This window comes from Actinomadura geliboluensis (assembly GCF_005889745.1).
Classification (GTDB): Bacteria; Actinomycetota; Actinomycetes; order Streptosporangiales; family Streptosporangiaceae; genus Spirillospora; species Spirillospora geliboluensis.
This window is the reverse complement of the sequence record NZ_VCKZ01000221.1, coordinates 1-15282: the sequence shown is the minus strand read 5'-3', so window position 1 is coordinate 15282 and position 15282 is coordinate 1. Positions and strand designations below refer to the sequence as shown.

General features: G+C 72.9%; 14 protein-coding genes. 6 read left to right on the top strand and 8 right to left on the bottom strand.

Going from position 1 to position 15282, the window contains the following annotated elements; translation table 11 throughout:
* Positions 1 to 39 precede the first annotated feature (39 nt).
* On the top strand, positions 40 to 633 hold the full coding sequence (locus ETD96_RS26530; RefSeq protein WP_138639208.1) for a hypothetical protein: 594 nt from the start codon (positions 40 to 42) through the stop codon (positions 631 to 633).
* Positions 634 to 661: 28 nt separating this feature from the next.
* Here ETD96_RS26530 and ETD96_RS26525 read toward each other — a convergent pair whose 3' ends face one another.
* Positions 662 to 1510 carry a hypothetical protein gene (locus ETD96_RS26525; protein ID WP_138639207.1) on the bottom strand — a complete coding sequence of 283 codons (849 nt, stop codon included), beginning with the start codon at positions 1508 to 1510 and terminating at the stop codon, positions 662 to 664.
* A 135-nt stretch (positions 1511 to 1645) separates the two neighbouring features.
* Here ETD96_RS26525 and hisN point away from each other — a divergent pair, with 135 nt between their 5' ends.
* The 3 genes from hisN (at position 1646) to lhgO (ending at position 4003) form a co-directional block, all read left to right on the top strand.
* Positions 1646 to 2449: a histidinol-phosphatase gene (hisN, locus tag ETD96_RS26520; protein WP_138639206.1), complete on the top strand. Its 804-nt coding sequence runs from the start codon at positions 1646 to 1648 to the stop codon at positions 2447 to 2449.
* Positions 2450 to 2597: 148 nt separating this feature from the next.
* Entirely contained in the window at positions 2598 to 2789 is a 192-nt protein-coding gene (locus ETD96_RS26515; protein WP_138639205.1) for a hypothetical protein, read from the top strand.
* Between the two features lie 26 nt (positions 2790 to 2815).
* Positions 2816 to 4003 (top strand): L-2-hydroxyglutarate oxidase, encoded by a 1188-nt coding sequence (lhgO, locus tag ETD96_RS26510; RefSeq protein ID WP_138639204.1) that lies wholly within the window; start codon positions 2816 to 2818, stop codon positions 4001 to 4003.
* Here lhgO and ETD96_RS26505 read toward each other — a convergent pair.
* Entirely contained in the window at positions 4000 to 5466 is a 1467-nt protein-coding gene (locus ETD96_RS26505; RefSeq protein ID WP_138639203.1) for a carboxylesterase/lipase family protein, read from the bottom strand. The two genes, lhgO and ETD96_RS26505, sit on opposite strands and share 4 nt — an antisense overlap.
* A gap of 75 nt (positions 5467 to 5541) precedes the next feature.
* A complete protein-coding gene (locus ETD96_RS26500) occupies positions 5542 to 6180 on the bottom strand; it encodes a TetR/AcrR family transcriptional regulator (RefSeq protein ID WP_240808241.1) in 639 nt (212 codons plus the stop codon).
* Between the two features lie 105 nt (positions 6181 to 6285).
* Here ETD96_RS26500 and ETD96_RS26495 point away from each other — a divergent pair, with 105 nt between their 5' ends.
* Entirely contained in the window at positions 6286 to 7146 is an 861-nt protein-coding gene (locus tag ETD96_RS26495) for an oxygenase MpaB family protein (RefSeq protein WP_138639209.1), read from the top strand.
* Between the two features lie 12 nt (positions 7147 to 7158).
* Here ETD96_RS26495 and ETD96_RS26490 read toward each other — a convergent pair whose 3' ends face one another.
* The 5 genes from ETD96_RS26490 to ETD96_RS26470 all read right to left on the bottom strand — a co-directional run bounded on the left by ETD96_RS26490 (position 7159) and on the right by ETD96_RS26470 (position 14586).
* Entirely contained in the window at positions 7159 to 7968 is an 810-nt protein-coding gene (locus tag ETD96_RS26490; protein WP_138639202.1) for an SDR family oxidoreductase, read from the bottom strand.
* Positions 7965 to 9320 carry a cytochrome P450 gene (locus ETD96_RS26485; protein WP_138639201.1) on the bottom strand — a complete coding sequence of 452 codons (1356 nt, stop codon included), beginning with the start codon at positions 9318 to 9320 and terminating at the stop codon, positions 7965 to 7967. The genes ETD96_RS26490 and ETD96_RS26485 overlap by 4 nt, the downstream gene beginning before the upstream one ends.
* Positions 9321 to 9420: 100 nt before the next feature.
* Positions 9421 to 12381 carry an AMP-binding protein gene (locus ETD96_RS26480; RefSeq protein WP_138639200.1) on the bottom strand — a complete coding sequence of 987 codons (2961 nt, stop codon included), beginning with the start codon at positions 12379 to 12381 and terminating at the stop codon, positions 9421 to 9423.
* Between the two features lie 56 nt (positions 12382 to 12437).
* Entirely contained in the window at positions 12438 to 14084 is a 1647-nt protein-coding gene (locus ETD96_RS26475) for an AMP-binding protein (protein WP_138639199.1), read from the bottom strand.
* A gap of 130 nt (positions 14085 to 14214) precedes the next feature.
* Positions 14215 to 14586: a DUF3054 domain-containing protein gene (locus tag ETD96_RS26470; protein ID WP_138639198.1), complete on the bottom strand. Its 372-nt coding sequence runs from the start codon at positions 14584 to 14586 to the stop codon at positions 14215 to 14217.
* Positions 14587 to 14698: 112 nt separating this feature from the next.
* Here ETD96_RS26470 and ETD96_RS26465 point away from each other — a divergent pair.
* A partial coding sequence (locus ETD96_RS26465) for a DUF5996 family protein (protein ID WP_240808239.1) occupies positions 14699 to 15282 on the top strand: 584 nt, incomplete at its 3' end.

Genomic DNA, 15282 nt, shown 5'->3' with positions numbered 1-15282 from the left:
CCGGGATCTACACGCTCTCCGTCGTCGGCAGCGTCAGAGGTGTATAAGAGACAGGCCGCGCTGGCCGTCGCCGTCATCGTGGTCGTCATCTTCACCAGCAACGGCAACGAGCAGAACCCGAGCGGCCGACCCGGCACCTCGACGTCGGGAACGCCGTCGTCGGCGTCGTCCGCGCCCTCCTCCCCGCCCGCCGACTACCGGATCTACCGCGGGTCGAGCTTCGTCGTGGCCGTCCCCAAGGGGTGGAAGGAGGAGGCCGAGGGCGACGACGTGACGTTCACCGACGAGACGAAGGGCGTGACGCGGGGGCTGGCGTTCCAGCGCCTCGGCTCGTCCTTCCAGAGCCCCGGTGACGGCCTGGCGGCCGCGATCGGCCAGATGAAGAGCGACACGGGGTCGTATCCCGACTTCAAGCAGGAGAGCTTCGAGCGGAGCGTCCCGTACAAGTACGGGCCGGCGGCCGAACTGCAGTTCACCTTCACCAAGAACGGCACGCCCGGCCGCGCGCGCGTGCGGGTGTTCGAGTCGGGCGGCGTCCTCTACCAGGCGCTGCTGGCGACCGACCAGGCGCACTGGGACGAGAGCGTCACCTACTACGAGACGTTCCTGCAGAGCCTCACCATGAAGTCCTAGCGGCGCGGCCCGGCCGCGCCCTCCAGGCTTATCCGCGCGACTCCTCGAACAGGGTGCGGGCCTTGGCCTCGGCCTCGTTCAGCGCCTCGACGTGCCGGGGCGCGAGCTCCTCCACGCAGCGGGTCATCTCCTCGGTGACGTGGCTGAACGCGGTCTCCTCCGCGCCGCGCAGCGCCGCCCGCACGGTCGCCGACCGGGCGCCGAGCGCGGACCACTCCAGCTCCAGCCGCGCGACGGCCTCGTCGAACGCCCGGGACGTCTCGGCGCCCGCGCTCTTCAGCTCGTCGGGGACCGGCCCCCGGCCCGCCTTGCGGGCGTGGCCGGACAGCGTCGAGATGCGGCTCGCCAGCTCCAGGCCCTCGCGGGCCAGCGGCAGCACGTCGTGGATCAGGTCGGTGACCGCCTTGGCCAGCTCCTCCACCCGCGTCAGCAGCGTCTGCGTCGCCGCCTCCAGCGCCTTGGAGGTGCGTTCGGCGACGCGTGCGGCGACGTCCTCCTGCTGCCGGGACAGGACGGGCACGACGTCGCGGTCCAGCAGCCGGCGCAGCTCGCGCTCCCGCGCGCCGCGGTCGCCGGGCCCGGCGCGGCCGGCCCAGTCCGCCCAGACCCGCTCGATGCGCTCGGCCCCGGACGCGGCGATCTCCGCCGTGATCTCGTCGAGGGCCTCGCCCACCCGGGCCTTCAGCCGGTCCACGCGCCCGTAGAGGGCCTCGCGTTTGAACGGGTCGTTGAGCTCGTTGAGCTGCGCCTGCAACCGGCGGGAGACGTCGATCGCGTGCTCGGCGAGGGGGACGAGGCGGTCGGCGAGCTCGTCGAGCGTTTCCGCCCGGCGCGGGTCGGTCAGCTCGGCCACCCATGCGGGAAGGTCGTGCGCCATGGCCCCCATGCTGCCACCACCCGCCCACCGAAACCGGCGATCGCGGCCCGGCGCGCCACGTCCGGACGCCGGAAAGGCCGGTACGGCACGGACGGGTGTGTCCGGGCGGGGGCGATCAGGGTAGCGTTGCACGCCGTGGCGGGCTATTCCGATGACCTTCGTCTCGCGCATGTGCTGGCGGACGGGGCCGACGACATCACGACCAGGCGTTTCCGCGCCCTCGATCTCGACATCGAGACCAAGCCGGACCTGACGCCGGTCAGCGACGCCGACCGCAGCGTGGAGGAGCAGATCCGCGGCACGCTGAAGCGGGCCCGCCCGCGGGACGCGGTCATCGGCGAGGAGTACGGCAAGACGGGCTACGGGAACCGCTGCTGGATCATCGACCCGATCGACGCGACGAAGAACTTCGTGCGCGGCGTGCCGGTGTGGGCGACGCTGATCGCGCTGATGGAGAACGACGAGATCGTGGTCGGCGTGGTGTCGGCGCCCGCGCTGAACAAGCGCTGGTGGGCGGCCCGCGGCGGGGGCGCCTGGACGGGCCGCAGCCTCACCCGCGCCACCCGGATGAACGTGTCGTCGGTGGGCGACCTCGCCGACGCGTCGCTGTCGTTCTCCAGCCTGAGCGGCTGGGAGGAGCAGGGCCGCCTCACCCAGTTCCTCGACCTGACGCGGTCGGTGTGGCGGACGCGGGCGTTCGGCGACTTCTGGTCGCACATGATGGTCGCCGAGGGCGCGGTCGACATCTCCACCGAGCCGGAGGTGTCGCTGTGGGACCTCGCCGCCCTCCAGGTGATCGTGGAGGAGGCGGGCGGGATGTTCACCGACCTGTCCGGCGTCCCGGGCCCGGACGGCGGCAGCGTGGTCTGCTCGAACGGCAGGCTGCACGCCGACGTCCTGCGCGCCCTGGGCGGCGGCCAGCTGTCCCTGCGCATCTGACCTCCCCGCGCTGGGCATACTCTCCGCGCGGCCAGATCATGATGGCCATCCGCCCCACTCGCGACATATCGTGGAACAGCGGTCGCGGGGCGGCCGTTGTACCAGATGGGCGGTGTCCCGGATGGGCGGCCCTTAACGGAGGTACCAGATGTCGACCCAGACCAAGGTAGTGATCGGCGGCGTCGTCGTCGGCTTCCTGACCCTGTTCGTCTTCCCGTGGTGGCTGAGCGCGCTGATCATCCTCGGCGTCCTCGGCGCGCCGCTCGTCGGCTACATGATGCTCGACCCGTCGCAGCGCAAGCGGGTCCGGTCGCAGGGCCGCAAGCGGCTCGGGAGCTGAGGCCCGGCGCCCGTTAGGGTGCGGGGGTGGCGGAAACACGGGTCGGGGTCGTCGGCGCGGGGATCCTCGGGCTGGCGATCGCGCGCCGGCTGGCGGAGACGCGTCCCGGCGTCCGGGTGACGGTCCTCGACAAGGAGGACCGCGTCGCGGCCCACCAGACGGGCCGCAACAGCGGCGTCGCCCACGCGGGCCTGTACTACGCGCCCGGCTCGCTCAAGGCGACGCTGTGCAGGCGCGGGATCGGGCTGCTCAAGGAGTACTGCACCGACCGGAACCTGCCCTACGAGGAGTGCGGCAAGGTCGTCGTGGCGCGCGACGCGTCCGAACTGGCCGCGCTGGACGAGATCGAGCGGCGCGCGACCGCCAACGGCGTCCCGGGCCTGCGCCGCCTGACGGGCGGCGGGCTGCGGGAGATCGAGCCGCACGCCGCCGGGGTCGCCGCGCTGCACTCCCCCACCACGGCGATCGCCGACTTCCCGGCGGTCGCCCGCGCGTTCGCCGCGGACGTCGCCGCGGCCGGCGGCGAGATCAGGCTCGGCTTCGAGGTCGTCCGGCTCGGCCGGGCCGGCGACCGCGTCACGGTCGCGTCCCCGCATGAGGAGCTGGTCTTCGACCGACTCGTCGTGTGCGCGGGGCTCCAGTCGGACCGGGTGGCGCGCCTCGCCGGCGACGCGCCCGCCCCGGCGATCATCCCGTTCCGGGGCGAGTACTACCGGCTCGTCCCGTCCCGGACAGACCTGGTCCGCGGCCTGATCTACCCGGTGCCCGACCCCCGCTACCCGTTCCTCGGCGTGCACTTCACGCGGCGCGTGGACGGCGGCGTGGACATCGGCCCCAACGCCGTCCTGGCGCTGGCCAGGGAGGGCTACCGGCGGCGGGACGTCCGCCCCGGCGACGTGTGGGAGACGGTCCGCTGGCCCGGCTTCCGGCACCTGGCGCGGCGGCACTGGCGGACGGGCGCGAAGGAGCTGTACGGGTCGGCGGTGAAGCGGGCGTTCGTCGCCGAGGCGCGCGGGTTCGTCCCGGCGCTCACGGCCGCCGACGTCGTCGCGGCGCCCGCCGGGGTCCGCGCGCAGGCGGTGGACCCCGACGGCTCGCTCGTCGACGACTTCCGCATCGGGCGCGTCGGACCGGTCGTGACGGTCCGCAACGCCCCGTCCCCGGCGGCGACGTCCTCCCTCGCCATCGCCGAGCACGTGGTCGAGCGGCTCTAGTCCCAGAGCTTGCGGACGTCGCCGCGCGGGTCGGCGGCGGTCGCGTCGCCCGGCCCGTCGAACGTCCGCACCGGCCGCGCGGACGGGTCGAAGCGCTCCCAGCCGGGGTCGCCGGAGGCCGCGAAGTCCACCCAGTGGCGGTGCATCCGGTCGGCGAGGGCCTGCGGCGGGTTCGGCCCGGTCAGCCCCTCCTCCTCGGCGGTCAGGTTGTCGAACACGAAGCCCAGTTCGAGGGCGTGGCAGGCGCCGAGGCCGTGGTTCGGCGACCGCCACGCGAACTCGTACATCCAGGTGCGGCCGCCGGAGGCGGCGTGCCCGGCGGCGGCGCGGTTCGCGGGGATCCGGAACAGGTGGTCGGTGATGATCGTCGCCATCAGCTCGCCCGCCGTCATCTCCGGGTACCGGTCCCGGTAGGCGCCGGGCAGCCCGGCGGGGACGCCCATCCCGGTGGTGACGAGGCCCACGACCTCGTCGGTGAGCTGGTCCGCGAGGCCGGTCGGCATCAGGAAGAACCGGAACTCCTCGGAGGTGTAGCCGATGAGGAGGTCGACGTCGCGGCCGGCGCCGGCGGCGATCGCGTCCTCGGGCCGCCGGGCGAGCAGCGCGCCGTCCAGCACCGGGGTGAGGGACATGCCGCCCGCCGCTGTGGTGGCGCCCCACCGGCCGGGGTCGGGGACCATCGAGACCTCGGCGGCGACGGACGACTGCGCGGGCAGGATCGCGGCCGGGTCGAGCGCCGCGAACGCCTCCGCGGTCGGCTCGATGCCGAGCCGGGCCGCCATCTCCTTCGTGACGAGCATGGCGTCGTCCGGGTCCTGCGCGATGCTGCCGGCGCCGCTCTGCGCGATCGCGCGCCGGAACAGCCCGAGGTCGAGGGAGAGCAGGGTGGTGACGCTCATCCCGCCCGCCGACTCGCCGAACACGGTGACGTTGCCCGGGTCGCCGCCGAAGGCCGCGATGTTGTCGCGGACCCACTCCAGCGCGGCGATCTGGTCGAGCAGCCCCCGGTTGAGCGGGGCGCCCGGCAGGTTCGCGAAGCCCTCGACGCCGAGCCGGTAGTTGACGGTCACGCAGACGACGCCGTCGCGGGCGAAGTTGCGCCCGCTGTAGACGGGCACGGCGCCGGACCCGTTGCGGAACGCGCCGCCGTGGATCCACACCATCACGGGCAGCCCGGTGGCCCCCGGCTCGGGCGTCCAGACGTTCAGGTTGAGGCAGTCCTCACCCGGAATGTCGGGGTCGGGCAGCAGCGCGTCGTACGGCTTGGGGTAGCCGGGCTTGGGCGCGGTCGGCCCGTACTCGAAGGCGTCGCGGACGCCGTCCCACGGCTCCGGCGGGCGCGGCTCCCGGAAGCGGTTCGGCCCGAACGGGGGCGCGGCGTAGGGGATGCCGAGGAAGGCGGTGACGCCGTCCCGCGTCCTGCCGCGCACCTTTCCGTGGGACGTCTGGACGACCGCCTCCATGCCGCGCCTCCGGTTCTAGAACGAAGTTCGATGACCAGAGCGTACGGGACGGACGGCGGTGGCGGAACGCCCCCGTCACCCGTTCCGGGGCGCGGGGCGGAGCATCCGGGTGAGGTAGTCGCGGGCGAAGGCGCGGATGGCGTCCTCGTCGTCCAGCCGCAGGCCGCCGCCCGGCACGAGCAGCAGCGACACCGCGAGCCGCAGCAGCACCTCGGCGACGGTGTTGTGGTCCTGCGCGTCGCCGGGGCGGGCGCGGCGCAGCCGGTCGGCGAGGATGTCGCGGGCGGCGAGCATGACCGCGCCGCCGTTCATGCTGAGCTGCGGCAGGAACGCCTCCGGCTCGCTCTCCAGGACGCGCCTCATCAGCGGATGGGTGCGGGCGCTGCGCAGCCCGACCACGAACCCCTCCACGACGGCCTCCTCGGCGGACCCGAGGTCCTCGGTGGCCTCGGCGATCGCGGTGAGGAACCGGTGGCACTCGCGCAGGATGACCGCCTGGAGCAGCTGCTCCTTGTTGCTGAAGCGCCGGTAGATGGTGGTGCGCGCGACCCCCGCCCGCTTGGCGACGTCCTCGACGCTGACCCTGCGCAGCCCATAGGTCTCGAACTCCGCGAGCGCGGCGTCCAGGATGCGGGTGTCGAGGTCGTCGGCCCCGGTGTCGGGCTCGGACAGCCGCGCGAGCAGCTCGTCCGAGGTCGTCGCGTCCATCGTCATAGCCGCACCCTAGCCGGATCGGGCACCCGGCCCGTGCCCGCCGGATGCTACACAGATACAATAATCGTCGTTCTGTACTTCTGTCTCACACTCGCGGCGGTGCACATGACGGACCAGGCCGAGACGCAGCCCCCGGCCCCGCTCGGACCGGGCTCGCTGACCTGGCGCTACTTCGGCGACACCCGGATGGTCCTCGTCGGGCCGCGGGCGGCCGTCCTGCAGAACATGCTCCCCGCGCTCGGCCAGGGCGTCCTCGACCACTCGGTGTTCTTCAAGGAGACCTTCGCGCGGGTCAAACGCTCCGCCGGGCCGATCCTGGACACCGTCTACGGCGCGGAGCGGTCCGCCGAGACGGGCCGCAAGGTCCGCGACTACCACCGCGACATCAAGGGCACGATGCCGGACGGCACCCGCTACCACGCCCTCGACCCCGAGACCTACTACTGGGCGCACGCGACGTTCCTCGACAACATGCTGTACGGGATCGAGACGTTCATCCGCCCGCTCGGCGACGGCGAGAAGCGCCGCATCTACGAGGAGTCGAAGACCTGGTTCCGGATGTACGGGGTCAGCGACCGGGCCATGCCCGCGGACTGGGAGGCGTTCCAGGCGTACTGGAAGCGGATGCTGGACGAGGAGATCGTCCCCCACAAGACCGCCCGGTACGGCGTCGGCTACGTCACCAAGGGCCTGCCGCGCCCGAAGCGGGTGCCCGCGCCGGTGTGGCGCACTGTGTCGCCGCCGCTGAACGCGGTCGCCCGGTTCATCACGGTCGGCGGCCTGCACCCCCGCATGCGCGAGCTGCTCGACCTGCCGTGGAGCGCCGCCGACGAGCGTCGCCACCGCCGCTTCGCGGCGGCCGTCCGCGCCGGCAACCGGCTGTGGCCGCTGCTGCCCGAGTCCGTCCGCTACCTCCCGCAGGCCCGCCGCGCCTTCCGGGAGGCACGGAAGGCGCGGCGGGCCTGAGCGAGAAGAAGGTCAGGAGTTCGACCGGATTCTCGCGTCGTACTCCTTGCGGGCGTCGGGGTCGTACTCCAGGAAGATCTTGTCGAGGCCGAGGCGGCGGGAGGTCGCCTGGCGGAGCCGCTCGGGGAGCAGCGCGCCGAGCCGGACCTGCGTGCCGAGCTTCTTCGGCACCGCCACCTGCGGGCGCGGCTTGCCGATCAGCTCGACGACGGCGGCGGCGATGTCCTCCGGCTCGCAGTTCTTCTGCCCCTTCGGGCTGCGCGTCCCGGCGACCAGCTCGGTGTTGGTGAACGTCGGCAGGACGGCGCTGACGTGCACGCCCCGGTCCTGCACCTCCAGCCGGGTCGCCTCGGTGAAGCCGACGACGGCGGCCTTGCTGGCGTTGTAGAGGGCGAGGCCGGGGGTGAACATCACGCCGGCGAGCGAGGCGATGTTGATGATGTGTCCGGACCGGCGCGGCAGCATCCGGCCGAGGGCGAGCTTGGTGCCGAGCATCACGCCGTGGACGTTGATGTCGATGCAGCGGCGGGCGTCGGCGTCGCTCTCGTCGGTGACCGGCCCGATCGGCATGATCCCGGCGTTGTTGACGAGGACGTCGAGGGTCCCCGCGGCCTCCTCCGCCGCGTCCAGGAACGCGGTGAACGACTCGCGGGAGGTGACGTCCACGGTGAGGCCGGTGACGCCGAGCGACGCGGCGGCCTCCTGGACGGCGGCCTCGTCGATGTCGCCGATGACGACGGTGGCGCCTTTGGCCTTGAGGGCGCGGGCGGTGGCGAGGCCGATCCCCCGCGCGGCTCCGGTGATGGCGATGACCTTGCTCATGGCTGCTCCAGGCGGTCGAGCCGGACGGGAAGCCCGTCCTTCGGCGAGGGAAGGGACGTGGTGTCCAGGGGCCATTCGTACCGCGCGGGGACGCTCCAGCGATAGCGCTGGAGGACCTGGTGCAGGATCGTCTTCACCTGCATCCCGGCGAAGTACAGCCCGATGCACTTGTGCGCCCCGCCGCCGAACGGGGCCCACGCGTACTTGTGGGCCTTGTCCTCGCGGCGCTCCGGCGAGAAGCGCTCGGGGTCGAACCGCTCCGGGTTTGCCCACCACTGCGGCATGTGGTGGTTGCTGAGCATCGGCACCACGACCATCGTCCCGGCGGGGACGTGGTAGCCGAGGATCGAGGTGTCCTTGACGACCTTGCGGGGCAGCGCCGGGACGGGCGGCAGCAGCCGCAGCGACTCCTTCATCACCATGTCGATGCCGGTGAAGGCGTCCAGGTCGGCGTAGGCCGGCTGCGGCTTGCCGAGGCCGACGGACTCCTCGCGCAGCCGCTCCTGCCATTCGGGGAACTTGGCCAGGTAGTACGACATCGTCGTCAGCGTGATGGTGGTGGTGTCGTGCGCCGCCATCAGCGCGAAGATCATGTGGTTGACGACGTCCTCGTCGCTGAACCGCTGCCCGTCGTCGGTCTCGGCCTGGCACAGCGCGGCGAACAGGTCGTCGCCGCCGTCGCGGCGCTTGGCGGGCAGGTGCCGGTAGAAGAACTCCTCCAGCACCTTGCGGGCCTGGAGCCCGCGGTGCCAGCGCAGCCCGGGGACGGGGAACCGCACGTAGGCCGTGCCCGCGCGGACGGCGTCGATGAAGGCGCCGTTGACCCGCGCGCGCTCGGCGTCGTCCAGGTCGACGCCCATGAACACGTCCACGGCGAGGTCGAGCGTGAGCTTCTTGATGTGGTCGTACACCGTGAAGCCGGGCCCGGGCTCCCACGCCTCGACGCCCTTGACGATGCCGGGCGCCATCGCGTCCATGTAGGCGCGCAGCCGGGCGGGCGTGAACGCCTGCTGCATGATGCGGCGGTGGTGCAGGTGCTCCTCGAAGTCGAGGAGCATGATGCCGCGCTTGAAGAACGGCCCGATGTAGTAGCTCCACGCGGGCCCGCTCGCGAACGCCTTGTCCCGGTTGACCAGGACGACCTCGGCGGCCTCGGGCCCCTGGACGGTGCAGGTGCGCTGCCCGAGCAGCCAGCCCCACGCGACGGGCCCGTACTGGTCGTAGCGCTTGCGGGCCATCCCGATCGGGTCGCGCATCACGGCGAGCGTGCTGCCGATGTAGGGGACGCCGGGCACGCCGGGGACCGGTTTCAGGCCGCTGCCCTGCGGCGGCGGCGCGAGGACGCTCGTCATGAACCCTCCGGGACGCGTGCAACAAAAAACCGGATTCTGTTGCTTTGTTCTAACGTAGCGGACGCCCGTAAGTCCAGACTTATCGCTCGTGACTTGCGCGTCAGCGCGCCTCGCGGGCCGACGGCGCCCGGAGCAGCCGACGCCGCGCCGCGTCCGTCAGCGGCCGGTACGCGCCCGCCTTGTCCCGGTAGTAGGCGCGGCCGTCGCCGGCGGCGGGGACGCCCTCGTCCCGCAGCGGCGCCGTCCGCAGCCGCCGCCCCGCCGTGACGGGCATCTCGTCGACGACCCGCACCAGCGCGGGCCGCAGCCCCGGCTCGACCCGCAGCAGCGCCTCCGACAGGTCGATGGCCTTCAACTCGCCGCCGTCCCGCAGACTGACGGCGGCGGCGGCGGCGGCCAGCTCCCTACCGCCCACAGGAATCCCGTAGACGGCGACGCTGTCGACGTACGGCAGGTCGCCGAGCGCGTCGCGGATGGGGCCGGGCGGGACGATGCCGTCGGCGGTGCGGATCAGCTCGGTCTCCCGCCCGACGAGCCAGTAGTCGCCGTCGGCGTCCCGGCGGAACAGGTCGCCGGTGATCGTCCACGCGTCCTCGGGCCAGAACACGCCCCGCACCGGACGGGCCGCGGCGCCGATCGCCGACAGCCGGACCCGGGCGAGCAGCATGCCGATCTCGCCGGGCTCGCTCTTGACCGCGAACCCGTCGGGGCCCTCGGCGAGCCGCCCTTTCTCCAGGTCGTACCGCGCGAGCCGGACCCGCGCGCTGCCGGGCAGCGGCCGGCCGAGCGAGCCGGGCTTCTTGCCGCTCATGTTGACCAGCACCGCCTCGCCCTCCGTCGAGGCGTAGAACTCCAGGACCCGCGCGGGGGCGAACCGGTCCTCGACCCGCCGCCACAGCCCGCGCGGCATCCCCGACCCGATGAACAGCCGGACGGCGTGGTGCCGCTCGGCCGGGTTGGGCGGCGCGTTCACGAGTTCGCGCAGCATCGTCCACGTGTAGGACGCGACGGTCACCCCGTAGCGGCGCGCCTCGTCCCAGAAGGTCTCAGGATCGAACGAACTCGCCAACGCAAGCCGCGCACCCCCGGCCACCGCCCCGCCCAGGCTCATCAGCAAGGCGGACGAATGCTGCAGCGGAGTGATGCTGTAGACGGTGTCGGACGACGACAGCGCCGCCGACGAGGCGGTGCCGAACGCCGACAGAGCCCACCGCCGGTTCGTGATGCGGCTGGCCCGCAGCTGCTCCCCGTCGCCCCGGAACACCACGAACGCGAGGTCCCCGGCGCGCCCCGGGTTCGCCCGGTACCACCCCGGCAGCTCCACCTTCGCGGGGTCGATGGTCTCCATGTCGATCAGCGTCCCGCGGTCGCCGCGCCCGACGCCGCCGAGCAGGTAGCCCTGGACGCCGTCCAGCCGCGCGGCCATCGCGGCGTGCTCCGGGTCGGCGATGACCCGCGTCACCTGGCCGAGCCGCGCCTCCGCGGCCGGGTCGCCGTCCGGGCGCAGCAGCACCGCGACGGCACCGAGCCGGCTCAGCGCCGCGACGAGCGCCAGCGCGGTCGGCCGCGTCTCCATCAGCACGCCCACGGCGTCGCCGCGCCGCACCCCGATGTGGATCAGCCCGCGCACCACGGCGTCGACGCGCCGCTTGGCCGCGTCGTGGGTGTGCGCGCGGCCCTGGTACAGGAAGAAGACCTCGCCGGGCCGGTCCCGGGCCTGCTCGTCCAGCAGCAGCCCCATCGACATGCGCGTGTCGGACTGGATGCGCTCCAGCCGCGCCAGCCGGGGCAGGTTCTGCGCGGCCTCCCCGCTGAGCTGCCGGGTGCCGTGGACGACCTGCGACGCGGTCCGGAGCGCCGACCGCGCGGCGCTGGCCCCGATGCCCATCGCCAGGTGCAGCCCGTAGCCCGCCGCGCCGCCGGGCAGGCCGGCGGGCTCGGCCTCCTCGTCCCCCGCGACCGGCGCGACGATCTCCGGAAGCTCGTCCTTGCCCTCCCGCCACAGCGCCCACGACGCGACGGCGGGCCAGGTCTGCGCGATCGCGAGGCTGCCGACGACGAGCCCGAAGTGCCCGGCGCGCAGCGACGCCTCGTACACCTGCGCGCGCGGCGCGGCGCGGCGGATGCCGCGCACCATCGGCGGCGAGGCGATCTCGTCGACCTCCCCGACGAACGTCAGCACGGGACAGGTGATGTCGGCGAGCGTCACCAGCCGGTCGCCGATGACGAACCCGCCGGTGAGCATCCGGTTGTGCTGGATGAACTGGCGGAGGAACTCGGCGAGCGCGGGACCGGGCCACGACACCCACCCGTCCCGCTCCAGGAACCGCCGCTGCCGCTCCCTGGGCGCGAGCCGCTCACGGTCGTGCAACTGCAGGATGAAGTCGACCCGCGACCGGACGGACTTGACCGGGCTCAGGGCCTGGAACCCGAGCCGCGTCACCCACCCCGGCACCGCGAAACCGCCGAGCACCCAGTCGGGGATCCGCTCGACGCCCTCCGACGCGAGCCAGCTCGGCAGCCCGAACGGAAGCCCCTGGCTGGTGTCGGACGGGCTGCCGAACGTCACGACCGACTCGATGCCGTCGCTGCGCCGGTAGGCGGCGGCCTGGTAGACGAACATGCCGCCCTGCGAGTACCCGGCGAGGTGGACGTCCCGCCCGGTCGCCTTCCGGATCCGGTCGACGGCGTCGCTGACCGCCAGCACGTGGTCGCTGACGGTCCGCTCCAGCCCGCCGGGCTCCCGCTCGGGCGCGCCGAAGTCGACCACCCACGGGTCGACGCCGAGGTCGTGCAGGACGCGCACGGCGCTGACCCGCGAGGAGATGTCGTACACCTCCGCGGTGATCATCAGCGGCGGGACGAGCAGCACCGCGGGCCCGTCCGCCGCGTCCGGGAAGTAGTGCCGCAGCCGGTACACGCGCTGCTCGGTCACCACCTCGCACGGCGAGGCGTCCTCATCGGTGTCGAACCCGCCGAAGCGGGCGACCTCCAGGGCGTTCTGGGCGGTGGAGCCCAGGCGGGCGCCCAGGCGGAACAGCGTTCTGGCAACAGCCGGCATCGTCGACCTCTCACAGCGTCACCGCCATGTTGTCGTGTTATCACCGGCTTTAGCAATCAGCGGACGACCCGTGCGCCGTCCATCTGGCCGCCCTGCAGCCGCTCCCACATGTACCGGCGGCGGGGCTTGCCGCTGGAGGTGCGCTGGATCAGCCCGGTGCCCACCACGATCGTGAGTTCGACGTCGTCGCCGACCCGGCGCCGCAGCGTCTCCCGCACGGACGGGATCCACTCCTCGCTCTGCGTCTCGGCGAACAGCGCGAGCCCCTTCTGCCCGGCGCCCGGCACGCCGACCACCACGATGCGGCCCTTCCCAAGCCCGCTCACCTCGGCGATCTTGGATTCGAGGTCCTCGACGTACACCGACCGGCCGCGCACCTTGATGCTGTCGCCCATCCGCCCGAGGACGAACAGCTGCCCCTCGTGGAAGAACCCGGCGTCCCCGGTGTAGACCTTCCCGTCCGCGAACCGCGTCGACTTGGCCTCGGCCCCCGCGTAGTACCCCGGGCAGGCCGAGGCGCCCCCGACGACGATCTCCCCGAGAAGCCCGTCCTCCAGGGGACGCCCGGAGTCGTCGACGATGACGACGGACACATCGCTCTCGGGCGTCCCGCACCCGACGACCCACCCGGCCTTGGCGCCGAGCGACTGGGCCCCGAGCCGGTGCTGGTCCAGGATCCGCACGGGCTGCCCGAACGCCAGCGCCTCCGGGTCGGGCCGGACGGCGAGCGGGTCGCGGGGCGCGTTGTCCATGGTGACCAGCAGCGTGGTCTCGGCCATCCCGTAGGCGGGCTTGAACATCGACCGCGAGAACCCGAAGGGCTCCACGAGCTGGGCGAACACCTCAAGGGCGTGCGGGTCGATCGGCTCGGCCCCGATCAGCGCCATCTTCCACCCCGAAAGGTCGAGCCCTTCCAGCTGCTCCGGCTTGACCCGCCGCGCGCAGTACGCGTAGGCGAACGGCGGCGCGGCCGTGTGCTGCGCCTCCGCGAAGCAGCGGATCCACCGTGCGGGGTCGCGGATGAAGTGGTCGGGCCGCATCAGCCGCAGCATCCCCTGCCGCGCGATGGGCGTGATGAACGTCCCGATGAGCCCCATGTCGTGGTAGAGCGGCAGCCAGGACGCGACGACGTCGCCGTCCTCGTACCCCGCCATCCGCGCGATGAGGTCGCTGTTGGCCTCCAGGTTCTCCCAGGTGACCATGACGCCGCGCGGGGCGCCGCTGGACCCGGACGTGAACTGCAGCAGCGCCAGCTCTCCCGCGGGCTGGACGTCGGCCTCGGCGCCCTGCCGGGGCTGCCACGGCTCGCCGCTCATCCCGGCCTGGTCCATGGCGCGCCCGGCGTACTCGGACAGGTCCTTGGACGCCACCACGAGCGCCGGGGACGCCTGCCGCAGGATGGCCGCGACGTGGGCGACGTAGTCGTCCCCGTCCTGGAAGAGCGGCGGCGTGATCAGGCAGACGGTGGCCCCCGCCGCCCACACCCCGAAGTACGTCTCGATGCAGGTGAAGTCCGTGGGGAGGATGAGGCACACGACGTCGCCCGGCCGGACGCCCTCCTCGATCAGCGCCCCGGCGGTGCGCCGCGCGGCGGACGCCAGCTCACCGTAGTCGCGGTACTCCCAGCCGCCGTCGTCGGCCGCGAGGTGCACGCCACGTCCGGTGTTCGGCCGGTCCAGCCATTCGCGCAGCGCAGATGCCATCGTCTTCCCTTCACCCTGATCCGCCACCCACGTGACTCGCGGGTAACTTCACCAGGACCGGACGCCTCCGTCAACCGGTTCGACCGGTCAAAGAGACCGGGCGGTCATTTGGAGGCTCCCGACAAGCGCGTCACCCGGCGGAGGCGGACGTCCGGCGCCCTTCCACGACCCGCGCGGCGAGCCGCCACCCGAGCAGCACGGCCCCGAGGAACAGGGTCGCCACGATGACGAACGCGAGCGCCGTCCCCTGCCCCGACACGGCCCGCAGCACCATGCCGACGGCGACGGCGGACACCCACACGCCGACCCCGGTCGGCACCAGCGCGTCGGCCCGCCGCCAGGCCCGGGTCAGGCCCCATCCGACCCCGGCTCCGACGAGGAAGGGCCAGGCGGTCGTGGCGAACCCCGCCAGGCTCGCGGCCTCCTCGTGCGAGGCCCGCCCGATCGCCACGAAGACGAGCACGGAGCAGACGTCCGCCAGCCCCGCCAGATAGTTGCGCATGCCTCCAGGCTAGAGCCGGAGACCCGTGACCTGACACGGGACCGGCCAGTGCATTTTCCCGGTATCGGGCGGGTATCAGACCGAGCCAACGACCGAGTCACCTGGAGGCGTCATGGCAGAGCGAGGCGAGGACGGGAACTGGCCGCGCCTGCGGCTGGCGGACTGGACCGACACCCGCGAGACCCTGCACATGTGGATGCAGATCGTGGGCAAGATCCGGATGGCGCACGAGCCGCTGCTGAACCACTGGTGGCAGGTCACCCTCTACGTCAGCCCCAGGGGCCTGACCACGTCGTCGGTCCCGTACGGGAACGGCGCCTTCGACATCGAGTTCGACTTCGTCGACCACGTGCTCCGCATCAGGCGCAGCAACGGTGAGACCCGCGACCTGGACCTCGCCCCGAGACCGGTGGCGGACTTCTACACCGAGCTGATGAGCACCATGGACGACCTGGGCATCCGAACCCAGATCAGCGCCACACCGAACGAGGTGGACTCGGCGATCCCGTTCGCCGAGGACAACGAGAAATCCTCCTACGACCCCGAAGCCGCGCACCTCTTCTGGCGCCAGCTGATCCAGGTCGACCGCGTCCTGGGCGCGTTCCGCGCCCACTTCACCGGCAAGGTGAGCCCGGTGCACTTCTTCTGGGGCGCGATGGACCTGGCCTGCACCCGCTTCTCCGGCCGCCCGGCCCC

What these genes read in the sequence shown, in the direction of transcription:
- ETD96_RS26485 (WP_138639201.1), bottom strand. Translation starts at nt 9,320, where the DNA reads ATGACGAGCGTCCTCGCGCCGCCGCCGCAGGGCAGCGGCCTGAAACCG.
- ETD96_RS26495 (WP_138639209.1), top strand. Translation starts at nt 6,286, where the DNA reads ATGACGGACCAGGCCGAGACGCAGCCCCCGGCCCCGCTCGGACCGGGC.
- ETD96_RS26525 (WP_138639207.1), bottom strand. Translation starts at nt 1,510, where the DNA reads ATGGCGCACGACCTTCCCGCATGGGTGGCCGAGCTGACCGACCCGCGC.
- ETD96_RS26480 (WP_138639200.1), bottom strand. Translation starts at nt 12,381, where the DNA reads ATGCCGGCTGTTGCCAGAACGCTGTTCCGCCTGGGCGCCCGCCTGGGC.
- ETD96_RS26505 (WP_138639203.1), bottom strand. Translation starts at nt 5,466, where the DNA reads ATGGAGGCGGTCGTCCAGACGTCCCACGGAAAGGTGCGCGGCAGGACG.
- ETD96_RS26490 (WP_138639202.1), bottom strand. Translation starts at nt 7,968, where the DNA reads ATGAGCAAGGTCATCGCCATCACCGGAGCCGCGCGGGGGATCGGCCTC.
- ETD96_RS26515 (WP_138639205.1), top strand. Translation starts at nt 2,598, where the DNA reads ATGTCGACCCAGACCAAGGTAGTGATCGGCGGCGTCGTCGTCGGCTTC.
- ETD96_RS26470 (WP_138639198.1), bottom strand. Translation starts at nt 14,586, where the DNA reads ATGCGCAACTATCTGGCGGGGCTGGCGGACGTCTGCTCCGTGCTCGTC.
- ETD96_RS26475 (WP_138639199.1), bottom strand. Translation starts at nt 14,084, where the DNA reads ATGGCATCTGCGCTGCGCGAATGGCTGGACCGGCCGAACACCGGACGT.
- ETD96_RS26500 (WP_240808241.1), bottom strand. Translation starts at nt 6,180, where the DNA reads ATGACGATGGACGCGACGACCTCGGACGAGCTGCTCGCGCGGCTGTCC.